The 13,798-nt window shown below is 73.3% G+C and carries 12 protein-coding genes; all 12 read left to right on the plus strand.

The features are described from left to right. Positions 1-21 precede the first annotated feature (21 nt). The 12 genes from AB0N03_RS35430 to AB0N03_RS35485 are packed head-to-tail and all read left to right on the plus strand — an operon-like array spanning position 22 to position 13,786. Positions 22-2,310, plus strand: a complete 2,289-nt coding sequence (locus AB0N03_RS35430; protein WP_364381189.1) for a phage tail sheath C-terminal domain-containing protein — start codon at positions 22-24, stop codon at positions 2,308-2,310. 17 nt (positions 2,311-2,327) lie between these two features. Next, a complete protein-coding gene (locus AB0N03_RS35435) occupies positions 2,328-2,786 on the plus strand; it encodes a phage tail protein (protein ID WP_364381192.1) in 459 nt (152 codons plus the stop codon). A gap of 10 nt (positions 2,787-2,796) precedes the next feature. Next, positions 2,797-4,269, plus strand: coding sequence for a phage tail sheath subtilisin-like domain-containing protein (locus AB0N03_RS35440; RefSeq protein WP_364381195.1), 1,473 nt, complete (start codon positions 2,797-2,799; stop codon positions 4,267-4,269). Continuing rightward, a complete protein-coding gene (locus AB0N03_RS35445; RefSeq protein WP_364381197.1) occupies positions 4,266-4,766 on the plus strand; it encodes a phage tail protein in 501 nt (166 codons plus the stop codon). The genes AB0N03_RS35440 and AB0N03_RS35445 overlap by 4 nt, the downstream gene beginning before the upstream one ends. Positions 4,767-4,819: 53 nt before the next feature. Further along, positions 4,820-5,002: a putative phage tail protein gene (locus tag AB0N03_RS35450; protein ID WP_364381200.1), complete on the plus strand. Its 183-nt coding sequence runs from the start codon at positions 4,820-4,822 to the stop codon at positions 5,000-5,002. Beyond that, positions 4,999-5,667 (plus strand): LysM peptidoglycan-binding domain-containing protein, encoded by a 669-nt coding sequence (locus tag AB0N03_RS35455; RefSeq protein ID WP_364381203.1) that lies wholly within the window; start codon positions 4,999-5,001, stop codon positions 5,665-5,667. The genes AB0N03_RS35450 and AB0N03_RS35455 overlap by 4 nt, the downstream gene beginning before the upstream one ends. Positions 5,668-5,680: 13 nt before the next feature. Next, positions 5,681-6,874, plus strand: a complete 1,194-nt coding sequence (locus AB0N03_RS35460; RefSeq protein WP_364381206.1) for a type IV secretion protein Rhs — start codon at positions 5,681-5,683, stop codon at positions 6,872-6,874. After that, positions 6,871-7,503 (plus strand): phage baseplate assembly protein V, encoded by a 633-nt coding sequence (locus AB0N03_RS35465; protein ID WP_364381209.1) that lies wholly within the window; start codon positions 6,871-6,873, stop codon positions 7,501-7,503. The genes AB0N03_RS35460 and AB0N03_RS35465 overlap by 4 nt, the downstream gene beginning before the upstream one ends. Beyond that, on the plus strand, positions 7,500-7,901 hold the full coding sequence (locus AB0N03_RS35470) for a GPW/gp25 family protein (RefSeq protein ID WP_364381212.1): 402 nt from the start codon (positions 7,500-7,502) through the stop codon (positions 7,899-7,901). Before AB0N03_RS35465 ends, AB0N03_RS35470 begins: the two co-directional genes overlap by 4 nt. Continuing rightward, complete coding sequence (locus tag AB0N03_RS35475; RefSeq protein WP_364381215.1) at positions 7,898-9,784, plus strand: baseplate J/gp47 family protein; 1,887 nt, start codon at positions 7,898-7,900, stop codon at positions 9,782-9,784. The genes AB0N03_RS35470 and AB0N03_RS35475 overlap by 4 nt, the downstream gene beginning before the upstream one ends. A 37-nt stretch (positions 9,785-9,821) precedes the next feature. Further along, positions 9,822-11,873 carry a putative baseplate assembly protein gene (locus AB0N03_RS35480; RefSeq protein WP_364381218.1) on the plus strand — a complete coding sequence of 684 codons (2,052 nt, stop codon included), beginning with the start codon at positions 9,822-9,824 and terminating at the stop codon, positions 11,871-11,873. Further along, the gene (locus AB0N03_RS35485) at positions 11,870-13,786 is read left to right on the plus strand and encodes a phage tail protein (RefSeq protein ID WP_364381221.1); all 1,917 of its coding nucleotides are present in this window, start codon (positions 11,870-11,872) and stop codon (positions 13,784-13,786) included. Before AB0N03_RS35480 ends, AB0N03_RS35485 begins: the two co-directional genes overlap by 4 nt. The last annotated feature ends 12 nt before the right edge of the window (positions 13,787-13,798 follow it).

The following is a 13,798-nucleotide window of genomic DNA, read 5'->3' on the forward strand; positions in this document are numbered from 1 at the left end:
CAGCAGAGAAGGAGCCAAGCCATGCCCGAGTACCTGAGCCCCGGCGTCTACGTCGAGGAAGTCGACGCGGGGCCGCGGCCGATCGCGGGGGTGAGCACCAGCACGGCGGGCATGGTCGGGGTCACCCAGCGCGGCCCGGCCACCGGGAAGCCGAAGCTGGTCACGAACTTCCTGGAGTACCAGACGACGTTCGGCGGATTCCTGCCGGAACCGGATCCGCTGATCCGGGACAAGTGGGCCGACGACCCGGCCGAGGGCGGCCGCTGGTGGCTGTTCCCGCTGGCGGTCAAGGGTTTCTTCGACAACGGCGGGCAGCGCCTCTACGTCAAGCGGGTGGTGAGCGGCGACGCGCAGGCCGCCACCGGCACCCTCCGCCAGGGCCGGGTCAGCCTGATCGCGCAGGACGCCGCGGCCGGCGCCACCACGCTGGCCCTCGCGCACCTGATCGGCTTCACCGGCTCGGACGATATCGGGTTCTTCCGCGGTGACACCGGCGCCGCGATCGGGGCCGCGACGATCACCGGCTACAGCACGACCACCGGCCGGGTCCAGCTCGACGCGGGACCGACCGAGCCGGTGAAGGTGGCTCGCGGGGACTACGTCCAGGCCGGGGCCCGCCCCGAGGCCGAGACCCTGCGGTTCGCCGCGTCGAGCCCCGGCTCCTGGGGCCGGACGGTCCAGGTGCGGATCCAGCCGTCGGTGAGTGCCACCCTCCCGGTGCTGCCCGCTCCGGACCAGGGCGAGCTGATCACCACCCGGGTCGCCGAGGAATCCCCGGTGGACAGCGCCACGCTCCGGGTGGAGGCGGCGGCCGGGCTGGACGCGCTCACCCCGCCGTTCCGGATCCTGATCGGCCCGCGGCGGTTCCCGGTGGTCGGGGTGGCCACGGCGGACGACCACCTGGAGCTGACCCTGGCCGAGGGGACCCGGCACGCCCTGTGGCGGCCCGGCCTCGCCGTGCGCGTGGTGCGGTCGGCCCGCGCCGCCGACGCGGATCCCGGCCGGCCGCCGACCCTGCGGATCGGCGGCGCGAACCGGCTGTACGAGGGCGCGGTCACCCAGCTCGACACCGGTACCGGGCTCACCGCCCTGCGCGTCCGCTCGGTGACCGGGGAGATCGTCGAGTTCGAGCCCTTCGCGGCCGACGCCGACCTGCCGGAGGAGATCCTCGAAAACGACCGGCTCGCCCTCGTCGAGGCCACCGTGGAAACCCGCTTCGCCGACCCCGGCGGCGGCTCGACGACCGAGACGTTCCGCAACCTGCGCCTGACCGGCGAGGCCCCGGGGACCGTGGTGGGCGCCCTGGCGAGCCAGTCGCGGCTGGTCCGGGCGATCGCCCTCGACGACCTCGTCGCCGATCCCGCGGCCTTCCCCGCCCCCGCCACCGGCTCCTGGGTCACCCTCGCCGACGACGGCGACGACGCGTTCGAGGGCCTCGACGTCGGGGACTTCGTCGGCACGGACGGCGGGAGCGGCAAGCGCACCGGCATCGTGGCGCTGGAGGACATCGACGAGGTCGCGATCTGCGCGGTGCCCGGGGTGTGGGCCGGTACCGTCGAGTCGGCGCTGGTCACCCACTGCGAGCAGCTCAAGGACCGCTTCGCCGTCCTGGACCCGCAGGACGGCCTGGACATCGAAGGCATCCAGACGTTCCGCGAGCCGTTCGACACGAAGTACGCGGCGCTGTACTACCCGTGGCTGGTCGTCAACGACCCCTCGACCGGGCAGTTCGTCGAGGTGCCGCCGTCGGGGCACGTCATCGGGATCTACGCCCGGACCGACGTCGAGCGGGGCGTGCACAAGGCGCCGGCCAACGCGGTCATCCGCGGCATCCGGCTGACCGACGGCATCGCCCAGGACGTCACCAAGCGGCACCAGGACCTGCTGAACCCCCGCGGGATCAACGCGCTGCGGTTCTTCCCCGGCCTCGGCCAGCGGGTGTGGGGCGCGCGCACATTGTCGTCGGACACGTCGTGGAAGTACATCAACGTGCGCCGCCTCTTCCTGTTCCTGGAGGAGTCGATCGACGAGGGCACGCAGTGGGTCGTGTTCGAGCCGAACGACGAGCCGCTGTGGGCGCTGGTGCGGCAGACGGTCTCGAACTTCCTCGCCACGGTCTGGCGCACCGGCGCGCTCGCCGGCACGACCGCGGACGAGGCGTTCTTCGTCCACTGCGACCGCTCCACGATGACCGACGACGACATCGCCAACGGACGGCTCATCTGCGTGATCGGGGTGGCGCCGGTGTTCCCGGCGGAGTTCGTGATCTTCCGGATCCAGCAGAAGACCCGCGAGCCCCAGCTCGTCTGACCTGAAAGGCAAGGGAAATGCCACCTGTGACGCGCGACGACCCGTATGCCGCGTATAACTTCCTGGTCATCGTGACCAACGTCAGCGACGACGGCGTCGCGGTGAGCGGCTCGTTCACCGAGGCCAGCGGGCTGGACGTCGAGATGCCCGTGATCGAGTACCGCACCGGCAGCGAAGACATCACCGTCCGCAAGCTCGTGGGACTCAAGAAGGCCCCGAGCGCGCTGACCTTCAAGCGCGGGGTCACCGGCCACACCGGCTTCTGGAACTGGGTGAAGGAGGCGCTCGACGGCCGCGTGCGGCGCACGGCCGGTTCGATCGTCATGCTCGACGAGAACCGCCAAGAGGTCATGCGCTGGAACTTCGACCGGGCCTGGCCGACCAAGTACACCGGACCGTCGTTCAACGCGACCAAGAACGAGATCGCCATGGAGACGCTCGTGCTGGCCGTCGAGAGCTTCGTGATCGACGCGTGAGCGGGCAGAGATGACCAGCGCGGCGCTTCCCGGCGTTTCCCTGACCTTCGAGCGTGCGGCCACCGGCGAGGAGCCGCTGCGCACGGACGTGGCCGTGTTCCTCGGCCGCACCCGGCGCGGCCCCGTCGGCCGGCCCGTGCGCGTCGAGAGCTGGAACGACGTCGTCGGCGAGTTCGGTCCACCGGACGGCACGTCGGCGACGCCGTACGCGCTGCGCGGGTTCTTCGAGAACCAGGGCCGTACCGCGTGGGTGCTGCGGGTCGCCGGGGCCGCCGAGTCCGCGAGTGCACAGTGGACGGACGGCTTCCTCGTGGTGGCCGCGAGTCCCGGCGCGTGGGCGAACGGCGGGCGAGTGAGCGTGCGGTACCGGGGCAGCAGCGTCGCGGGGCCGCCGGTGGTCACCGTCCGGGTGCTGGTGCCGGGCGAGCCGGCCGAAGTCTTCGCCGGCCTGACCCCCGGCGAGGTCGTCGACCGGGTCGCCGCGTCCCGCCTCATCCGGGTGGTTCCGACGGGAGCGGCGGAGCCGATCCCGGCGGACGGGCCGATCTCGCTGTCCTGGGACCTGACGCTCACCGGCGGCACGGACAGCCCGCCGGGGCGGGCCGAATACGCGTCCGCCGTGGTGACGCAGGCCGAGCTGCCGGAGCCGGCCCTGGTGGCCCTGCCGGACCTCGGCGCCGACCTGGGCGGCGAGGACCACACGAACCTGGTGCGGGACCTGCTGGGTACCGTGGCGCCGCTGCTGGACCGGCTGGTGCTGCTGGACGTCCCGCCCACGGTGTCCACTGTGGACGAGGTGGTGGCCTGGGCCGGCGCGCTGGCGGACTTCGGCGACGAGGCGCTGCTCGCCGCGGCGGCGGTGTACCACCCGCCGCTGCGGGCACCGTCGCTCGACGGGACCGGCCTGCGGACCGTCCCGGCGTCCGGGCACGTCGCCGGCCTGGTCGCCCGGCTCGACGCCGAGCGGGGTGCCGCCGAGACCCCGGCGAACGCCACGCTGCTCGACGCCGTCGACCTCGACGTCGAATACCCGGAGGCGCAGCAGGTCCGGCTGTTCGAGGGAGGCGTCGACCTGGTGCGGTGCGTGCGCGGCCGGGGACTCGTGGTGTGGGGCGGGCGGACGCTGTCCGGCGACCCGCGGCGGGTGTACATCGCCCACCGCCGGCTGCTGCACCTGCTGGTGCGGGCCATCCGGCGGGCCGCCGCGCCGCTGGTGTTCGAGGTGAACTCGCCGGAGCTGCGGCTGTCGCTGGTCCGCGCGATCACCTCGGTGCTGCTGGAGGCGTTCCGCACCGGCGCGCTCGCCGGCAGCCGGCCGGAGGACGCCTTCCGCGTGGTGTGCGACGAGACGAACAACCCGCCGGAGCAGGACCCCGGCCGGGTCGTGTGCGAGATCGGGGTCGCGCCGGCCGTGCCCATGGAGTTCATCGCGCTGCGGCTCGTGCTCGGCCAGGACCGCGGCCTGGAGGTGATCGAGCAGTGACGACGCCGGTCGACCGGCTGCTCGCGCTGACCGAGCCGCTGACCAAGTTCCGCTTCCTCGTGACGCTCGCGCCGGCGGACGTGTACCTGCCGCCGGCGCAGGCCCTGCTGCTGCCGGTGGTGGCGGCGGGCGCCTTCCAGGAGGTCATCGGGATGGGTGCGCAGCTGGAGGTGGTGACCTACGCCGAGGGCGGCCGCAACGACTCGGTGCACCGGCTGCCGCTGCGCCACTCGTGGAACCCGATCACCCTCAAGCGCGGGGTGGTTCGCGACCGCCTGCTGTGGTCCTGGTACGAGACCGGGCTGCACGACTCGCTGGGCGCCCGCCGCGACGGCGCCGTGATCATGCTCGACGAGGCCGGTCTGCCCGCGAAGTCGTGGATCTTCCACGGCGGCCTGGCCGCCAAGTGGACCGGCCCGGACCTGCACGCCGAGCAGAACGCGGTCGCGATCGAGTCACTGGAAATCGCCCACGAGGGCCTGACGGCCGTCCTCTAGGAGACAAGCGCTCTGCGGAGACAGCTGCAGGAGACAGCTTTAGGAGACACAGCGTGCCCAAGAACCTGATCATCCACAACCTCGAGGTGCGCTTCCAGGTGGAAGGCGACGACGGGGCCCTGTTCGCCCGCCTGTTCACCAAGCACATCCAGGCGTGGGCACGGCTGTACGAAGAAGAGTGCGCCCGCGCCGAGCGCAGCGACAACGACCGCAAGCTCGGGGGAGGTGGCCGGTGAGCGTCACGCCGTTTTCCTCGGTGAGCCAGGGCGCCGACGCGCACCTGGAGATCGAGCAGCCCGAGAACCCGCAGGGCGTGCCCCGGCGGATCCCGCTGAAGTTCAACCCGACCGAGTACAAGCTGAGCAAGAGCAACACCTTCGCCGAGATCACCATCCCCGGGCTCGAGACGCCGCCGATCCAGTACATCCGGGGCGGCAGCGAGTCGCTGTCGGTGCAGGCGCTGGTGGACACCTCGGACACGCTGGCCGACGTCCGGAAGTCCTATGTGGACAACATCCGCAAGCTGATGCGGCCCCAGGAGACCCTGCACGCGCCGCCGATCGTCAAGTTCGTCTGGGACGAGACCGTGTTCCGGGGCGTGCTGGAGAAGCTGGACGTCAACTACGTCCTGTTCGCCAAGAACGGCGTGCCGCTGCGGGCCCAGCTCGACCTCACGCTCAAGGAGTACCGGCCGGCGAAGGACCAGGCCAACGACCCGCCGCGGTCGTCTCCGACGGTGGAGAAGAGCTACGTGGTGCGCCGCGGCGACACGTGGGACCGCATCTCCGCCGCCGTCTACCGGCGCCCGGACGCGTGGCGGGAACTGGCGCGCGCCAACGGGATCACCGATCCCCGCGACCTGAAGCCGGGGCTGGTGCTGACCGTGCCCCGGCTGCCGTGAGAGGGGGTGCGCGATGACCGCGCCCGCGGGCACCCAGCCCGAGCTCGCCGACCCGGACCGCTACGCCCCCGGGTTCGAGGTCGTCGTCGACGGCCTCCAGGCCGACCCGACGACCAAGAACGACATCCTCGACATCAAGGTGCACCGCGACCTCGACGAGATGTCCGGCTTCGACCTCGAGCTGAACAACTGGGACGACGTCACGCTGAAGTTCAAGCACAGCGACTCGGAAAAGCTGCAGATCGGCACGCGCGTCTCCGTCCGGCTCGGCTACGCGGACCAGCTGCTGACCGTCGGCACCGGGACGATCAGCTCGCTCGCGCCCAAGTTCCCCGACAGCGCGTCGCCGACCGTCTCGATCACTTGCGTGGACGGGATGCTCGCGCTCAAGGACCGCAAGCCCACCAAGGAAGAGGACAAGAACTTCGTCGGGAAGACCGACTGGGAGATCGCCGAGCAGATCGCGCGACGCAACAAGCTGGCCTTCAAGACGACCCACGAGGGCCCGCGCCACGACCTCGTCGTGCAGAAGAACCAGTCCGACGCGCAGTTCCTGATGGAGCGGGCGAAGCGCATCGACTTCGACTGCTACATCCTGCCCGACCCGGAAACGGGCGAGCAGACGCTCTACTTCGTCAAGCCCACCGACGGCCGCGACGGCCGGCCCATCCGGCTGTTCCGCCTCGCCTACGCACCCGGCCTGGCCACCGGGCCCAGCGGGCAGCCGGCGGGCCTGGTGCCCAACCTCATCGACTTCACCCCGACCATGACGATCTCCCAGCAGGTCAGCAAGCTCACCGTGCACGGCTGGGACCCGGTCAAGGCGGAGCCGATCGAGTACGTCGCGACCGCGGCGGACCTGCCCGGCGGGCAGAACTCGGCCGACGGGCAGAGCGGGCCGGAAGCGGCGGAGAGCGCGGCCGGCGGCCGTCAGGAAGTGATCGTCGACGCGCCGGTGCTCAGCCAGGAGGAAGCCAAGGAGCTGGCCGTCGCGCTGCTGCGGGAGCGGGCCTACGAGTTCATCACCGCGACCGGCCGCGTGGCCGGGCTGCCGGAGCTGCGGCCCGGGGACAACCTGGAGATCTTCGGCCTCGGCCGGCGGTTCTCCGGCACCTACTTCGTCAAGCGCGTGGAGCACGCCCTCAACTCGAGCGGCTTCTTCACCACCTTCACCGGCCGCAAGATCTTCCAGGGGGACAAAGCATGACGGCGATGCCACGCGCGATGGCGAGCGACCAGCGGTACTACGGTGTCGCGCCCGCGGAGGTCGTGCAGAACGACGGGGACGACGAGGGCCGCGTCAAGGTCAAGTACTTCTGGCTGGACGGCGGTGCGTCGATCAGCCCCTGGATCCGGGTCAGCCAGCTGTACGCGGGCGCCGGCTACGGCTCGGTGTTCGTGCCCGAGGTGGGCGACGAGGTGCTGGTCGCGTTCTTCCAGGGCGACATGCGCCAGCCGTACGTCCTCGGCGGGCTCTACAACGGCAAGAAGAAACCGCCGGTCGCGCACCAGGACGGTACCGACCAGAAGATCATCCGCACCAAGGCCGGGCACCGGATCCTCTTCGACGACCAGGCGAAGGAGATCACCATCAGCACCGTGTCCGGCGCGACGGTGGTGCTCAAGGACAGCGGGGAGATCACGCTCGAAGCCGCGACGGTGACCGTCAAGGCGACCGACATCGACCTCGGCGGCGGCTCGGCCGAGCCGGTCGTGCTCGGCAACGCGCTCCTGCAGGCCTTCGTCCAGCACACCCACCCGGCGCCGGGCGGGGCCACCGGGCCCGCGTCGCCGCTGCCGCCGTCCGTGCTCGCGAAGAAGGTGAAGGCGACGTGACCGAACCCTTCCTCGGCACCGGCTGGCGGTTCCCGATCCTGCCCGACGAGGCCGGCCGGCTCTCCTACGCCGTCGGCGAGACGAGCATCGAGCACTGCCTGCGCGCGCTGCTGCTCACCGCGACGGGCGAGCGCGTGATGCGGCCCGGCCTCGGCACGAAGGCGAGCGAGTCGGTGTTCGCCCCGGGCAGCGTGCAGAACCTGCGCGAACTGGAACGCTCGATCAGCGACGCGGTCCGCGACTTCGAGCCGAGGGTGGAGCTGGCCGACGTCCTCGCCGAGGCCGACCCGGCCGACGAGTCCCGCGTCACCGTCTCGATCGAGTACCGGATCCGGCGCACCAACACCAAGGCCAACCTGGTGTTCCCGTTCTACCTCGGCCTGACGGGGACGCCATGACCCTCCCCGTGCCGAAGCTCGACGACCTGACCTGGGCCGACCTGATGTCGGCCGTCACCCGCCGCATCCCGGCGGAATCGGACGGCACGTGGACGCTGCACGCGCCGGTCGACCCCGGGATCACGCTCCTCGAACTGTTCGCGTACCTGCTGGAGCAGCGGCTCTACTGGCTGGACCAGGCCCCGGACGAACTCGTCGTCGCGATCCTGAAGCTACTGGGGCTGGAGCCGCCCCGGCCCGCGCAGCCCGCGACCACCGTCCTCGCGCTCACCACCGACGAGGAGTCGCCGACGGTGGTCCCCGCCGGGACCGTCTTCGCCCGCGACCCGGCGGCGGCCATCCGGTTCACCCTCGACGACGACGTGACGGCGTTTCCGGTGTCGGGCGAGGTGACGGTGTTCACCGATCGCGACCGCACGGCGGATCTGCTCGCCCGTCGCGGGGTTCCGCTGCTGGGTGGTGACGGCGCCGCCGCCTCGGCTCGTTTCACGCTGCCGCTCACCGGTTCGCACCCGGCGTCCGGCTGGTTGTCGCTGCTGGTCGAACTCGACTCGCCGGTACCGCCGTCCTGGTCTGTTCGGGCGGTCCCGGTCCGCCCGCCCGCCGATCTGACCTGGTCGTGGTTCCGGCCGGACAGCGACGTGTCCGGGTCGTTCGAAGAGGTCGAGGACGGCACGGGCGGGCTGCGGCGGTCCGGGGTCGTGCGCCTGCGGCCGCCGACCGGCTGGTCCACAGTGGACCGCGGGCTGACGATCGCCACCCCGGCCGCGACCTACCCGTCGCCGCCGGTGCTGCTGCGGCTGGCGGTCAACGCGTCGGGCGCCCGCCACCGCGAACGCCGCACGGTGACCGATCTCGCGGAGCAGACCGACGACTGGCTGAAGCTGCCCGGCCAGCGGCTCGTGCTCCCGGACGCCGCCGGCCGCCTGCTCACGGCGTGCCTCCGGCTGGCCGGTGAGAAGTGGAAAGCGGTGGCGGACTTCGCCTTCGGCGCCTCCCGGGACCGGATCTTCCTGCTGGACCGCCACGAGGGTGCGCTCGTGTTCGGCGACGGGCTCACCGGCCGGATCCCGCGCCCGGGCGGAGACGTGCTGGTCGAGTACACGATCGGCGGCGGCCGCGACGGCAACGGCGGCGTCACGGACAACTGGCTGCCCGTCTCGGCCGCTTCGCCGGTGCGCGCCGCGAACCTGGTCCAGGCCGCGGGCGGCGAGGACCCGGAGACGGTGGCGCGGGCGCGTGACCGGGCCGCGGGTTCGCTCGGCGAGGTGACCAGGGCGGTCACCGCCGAGGACTTCGTCACCCTGGCGGTGACGACCCCCGGCGTGGCGGTCGGCCGGGCTTACGCCGCGATCGGCGAGCACCCGGGTTTCCCGTGCGCGCGGGTGCCCGGCGCGGTGACGGTCCACGTCGTCCCGGCGGCCCCGCGGGCGCCCGCACCCGAGCCGGATCCGGGCTTGCTGTGCGCGGTCGCGGACCGGCTGGCGAAGGCCCGGCTGCTGACGGCCGAGGTGTTCGTGCGCGCCCCGGCGTACCGGGACGTCCGGCTGCGGGCCGACCTGTCCGGCACCCCGGCCGACCGGGCGAAGGTGTCCACTGTGGTCGGTGACGCGCTGCGCCGGTTCCTCGACCCGTCGGCAGGCGGGGACGACGAGACGGGCTGGCCCTTCGGCGAGGCGCTGCGCCCGTCGGCGTTGCTCCGGGCGGCCCAGCAGGCGCTCGGCGACCTGGCGGACGTGGCCGCGGTGGCGATCGGCATCGACGGCGCGGATCCGTCGGAGACGTGCGACGACGTGCCTTTGCGGGCGGGAGAACTGCCGGCGCTGCGAGAAGTCCGGACGCGCGTGGTGCCCGCGGTCGAGCAGGGGGAGGGATTGCTGTGACCGAGGAGATCCGCGTGGAGCCGGGGGAGGGGCAGGGATGACCGACGTCTGGTGGGCGGGCGAATCCGCCGAAGAAGGCCACCTCGTCCCCGGCCCCGGGCCGGCCGGGGTGCAGCCGGAGCTCGTCGATGCCGCCAGGGAGGCGATCCGCGCCGCCGTGCGGGATCGCATTCCCGGCTACACCCCGGACTGGACCAACCCCGACCGCCAGGACGCCGGCGTCGCCCTCGTCCGCCTCTTCGGTACCCAGGCCGAGCCCGTGCTCGCCCGGGTCAACCGGCTGCCGGAGAAGATCCTCGCCGAGCACCTGAACACCGCGGGCGTGCGCCGCCGGCCGGCGACCGCGGCCGCCGCGCTGCTGGAGTTCACCGTGACCCCGCCGGACGGCGCGTCGGTGCTCGTCCCCGCCGGTTTCCAGGCCGCCGCGTCCGGGACCGGCGACCAGGTCGTCTACGAGACCGACCAGGACCTCTACGCCACCCCGGCCACCCTCGGCGTGATCGCGGTGCAGCGGGGCGGCGCGCTCGAGCCGGTCCCGCTGGGGCCGAACGGGCCCGGCCGCCCCTTCCCGCCGTTCGGGGCCGAGCCTCAGCCGGGCAACGCCCTGTGGCTGGGCCTCGACGGCACCGCGAGCCCGTTCCCCTCGCTGTCGCTCGGCTTCGTGATCGCGGCCGCGCCGCCCACGCCCGCGGCCGCCGGCGGACTCACCCCGCTGCCGCTGGAACCCCGGCCGTTGCTGCGCTGGGACGTGCTGGACGGCGGCCGCTTCGTCCCCGCCGAAGTCGTCCGCGACGAAACCCGAGGGCTGCGCGCGAGTGGCACGGTCGAGCTGCGCCTGCCCCGCACGTGGGCACCCGGCGAGCCACCGCGCCCGGCGCTGCGCTGGCTGCGGCTGCAGGTCGCACACGGCCTCTTCGCGGTCGCGCCGCCGCTCGTATCGGGGCTGCGGCTCAACACGGTCGCCGCCACCGCAGCCCACACGATCTTCGACGAGCCCCTCGAACCGATCCAGGACCCCGCGAAACCGGCCGAGCGGCGGCGGCTGCGGCTGAGCCAGGTCCCGATCCTCGCCGGCAGCGTCGTGATCGAGGTCGACGACGACCCCGGTGCCGACCTCTTCGGCACCACCACGGCCGCCTTTGGCGGAGCCCCGGTTGTCACAGAGAACGCGTCGCGGTGGCAGGAGGTCCCGAGCCTCGCCGCGTACGGCCCGGACGACCCCGTGTTCGTCGTCGACTACGACACCGGCGTGGTCACGTTCGGCGACGGCGTCAACGGCGCGCCCGTGCCCCCGGGCTTCCGCAACGTCCGTGCCGTGCGGTACCGGGTCGGCGGCGGCGAAGCGGGTGCCGTGGCGGCCGGCGCGATCAACGGCGTCGTCACCGCGCGGCCGTTCGTGACCGGCGTGACCAACCCGTTCCCCGCCACCGGCGGCACCGACGCCGAGCCGGACGAAGACGCGATGCGGCGCGGCGTGGGGGAGCTGCGGTCCCGCGGCCGCGCCGTCGCCCCCGCCGACTACGGCCTCCTGGCGCTGCGCGCGCCGGGCGCCTCGATCGCCCGCGCGCACGGCGTTCCCGGCCTGCACCCGGAGTTCGCCGGCGCACCCATCCCCGGCGTCGTCGGCGTTCTCGTGGTGCCCCCGATCGAGCCGGGCGACACCGAGCCGCCCGTGCCCACGGCCGCCACCCTGCGCGCGGTGGCGGACTTCCTGACCCGCGAGGTGGCACCCGCCGGCGTCACGGTGGTGACCGGACCGGTCGCGTTCCGGCGGATCGCCGTGGAGGCCAGGGTCGTGCTCGACGCCGACCAGAACCGGGCGGCCGTCCTCGCGCGGGCTTCCGATGCCGTGACGACGTACCTGGACCCGCTGCGCGGCGGCGAAAACGGCGGCTGGCCCTTCGGCGGCGCGGTCCGGCACACGCCGCTCGTGCGCCGGCTCCTGGCCGTGGACGGCGTCCTCGCCGTGTCCGGGCTTTCGCTCACGGCCGACGGGCTGCGGCTGCCGCCGTGCACCGGTCACGCGATCCCGCCGAACGACCTGGTCTGGCCGGAACGCCCGCTCCTGATCCCGGTGGAGGAGACATGACCTGCGCACCCACCACCGCGACCTTCCGGCTCCTCGACGACGTCGTCGGCTGGGACGAAGCGGCGATCACCGACGTCGTCGGGTTCACCGACGAGGCCGGCGTGCGGCTGGCCTACGCCGGCGCGTCCCCGGAGGGCCCGACCCGGACCCGCCTGCTGCCGTGGTTCCCCGACCCGCGCCTGGCGCCGGGCTGCCGGCCTGGCGGCTGGTACCTGCTCTCCGGCCACCGGTTGCTGCGCCGGGACACCCGCGCCGGCGGGTGGCGGCCGGTCTGGCCCCGCCACGGCGACCCCCGGCTGCTGCGCGAACCGGTCGCCGTGGCCGCGCGCGGGCATCGGATCGCGGTCGTCGACTCCGGCCGGATCTTCGTCTGGCGCAACGAAGGCGACCACCTCACCGCGGTGATCCACCACCGCGACGCCACCGTGGTCGCGCTCGCGCAGGACGAGCAGGTGCTCGTGGCCCGCGCCGGCAGCGACCGGCTCTGGCGGTACGGCGCCGACGGGACGCTGTGCGAGGTCATCCGCACCGACGTCCGCGGCCGGATCGCCGGGATCCGCACCGGACCGGGCGGCGCGATCTGGCTGCTCACCGAGAAGAGCGGCCGGTTCCGGCTCTACCGGGACCACCGCGAGTCCACTGTGGATGAGCTGGCGGCGGCGCTCCCGCCGAGCGGCCTGATCGCCGCGGACGAGCACGGCTTCTGCCTGCGGGACCAGGGACCGGACGGTGACGTCACCTCCTGCTACGACTGGACGGGACGACCGCGCGAGACACCGGCGCCCGAAGCCGGCCAGTTCGTGACCCAAGGCGAGTTCACCACGCACCTGATCGACAGCGGCATCTCACGCTGCCGCTGGCACCGGGTGCGGATCGAGGCGGATGTGCCGCCCGGCACGGCGGTGTCGGTGGCGGTCGTGGTGTCCGAAGACGACGAGTTCGCCGAGAGCGACTGGCAGACCGCGCCCGCCGGCGTCACCGACTTCCTCGTCGACCAGCCGCCCGGCCGGCACCTCACCCTGCGCGCCCGCCTGTCCGGCGACTCCGCCGCGACCCCGGTCCTGCACCGGATCCGGCTCGACTTCCCGCGCTCCACCAGCGCGGACCTGCTGCCCGCCGCGTTCCGGCAGGACCCGGCCGCGGACGACTTCACCGAGCGGTTCCTGTCGCTGTTCGACGCGACCGTGGCCGAAATCGACCGGGTCGTCGAGCGCTACCCCGCGCTGCTCGACCCGGCCGGCGTGCCGGACGCGGCGTTGCCGTGGCTGGCCGGGCTGCTCGGCCTGTCGTTCGAGGCCGGCTGGGACGCCGGCACCCGCCGGAAGCTGATCACCGCCGCGCCCGGGCTCTACCGGCGTCGCGGCACACCGTGCGCCCTCAAGGAGGCGATCGACATCGTCTTCGGCGTCAAGCCGGTGATCGAGGAGCTGGCCGGCGACCGCCACTGGGCGCAGGTGCGCGCGACCGCGAAGCCGGCGGACGCCCGCGGTCTCGGCGCGGTGCGGCTGTTCGGCCGCTCGTCGTCGCGGCTGCGCCTGGGCACCTCGACGCTGGGCGCGACGCCGTTGCGGGCGTTCGGCGACCCGGACTCCGATCCCCTCACGGAGCACGCCCACCGGTTCCGGGTCCTGCTGCCCGCCGGGGCCGCGGACGAGGACGCGGTGCGGCGCCTGGTGGCCCGGCAGGCACCGGCGCACACGAAGGGATCGGTGCGCACCGGCGGGACGGGGTTCGTGGTCGGCACGCGATCGGCGGTCGGGGTGGACACCGCGTTCGTCCCGCTGCCGCCACCCGTGGTGGGGGTCGCGCGCCTGAACCACGACGGAGTTCTGAGACCCGGGCCGCGCGGCGCACGGCAAGGGGTGACCGTCGGCGCGGTGTCCGCGGTCGGGGTCCACACGCGAGTGTCTTGAGAGGACAGAAGA

This window comes from Amycolatopsis sp. NPDC051061, from assembly GCF_040682935.1.
Taxonomy (GTDB): Bacteria; Actinomycetota; Actinomycetes; order Mycobacteriales; family Pseudonocardiaceae; genus Amycolatopsis.

Bases quoted from the DNA above. Each gene is read 5' to 3' on its own strand.
- AB0N03_RS35460 (WP_364381206.1), top strand. From the start codon at position 5,681: ATGACCGCGCCCGCGGGCACCCAGCCCGAGCTCGCCGACCCGGACCGC.
- AB0N03_RS35465 (WP_364381209.1), top strand. From the start codon at position 6,871: ATGACGGCGATGCCACGCGCGATGGCGAGCGACCAGCGGTACTACGGT.
- AB0N03_RS35440 (WP_364381195.1), top strand. From the start codon at position 2,797: ATGACCAGCGCGGCGCTTCCCGGCGTTTCCCTGACCTTCGAGCGTGCG.
- AB0N03_RS35435 (WP_364381192.1), top strand. From the start codon at position 2,328: ATGCCACCTGTGACGCGCGACGACCCGTATGCCGCGTATAACTTCCTG.
- AB0N03_RS35475 (WP_364381215.1), top strand. From the start codon at position 7,898: ATGACCCTCCCCGTGCCGAAGCTCGACGACCTGACCTGGGCCGACCTG.
- AB0N03_RS35485 (WP_364381221.1), top strand. From the start codon at position 11,870: ATGACCTGCGCACCCACCACCGCGACCTTCCGGCTCCTCGACGACGTC.
- AB0N03_RS35430 (WP_364381189.1), top strand. From the start codon at position 22: ATGCCCGAGTACCTGAGCCCCGGCGTCTACGTCGAGGAAGTCGACGCG.
- AB0N03_RS35480 (WP_364381218.1), top strand. From the start codon at position 9,822: ATGACCGACGTCTGGTGGGCGGGCGAATCCGCCGAAGAAGGCCACCTC.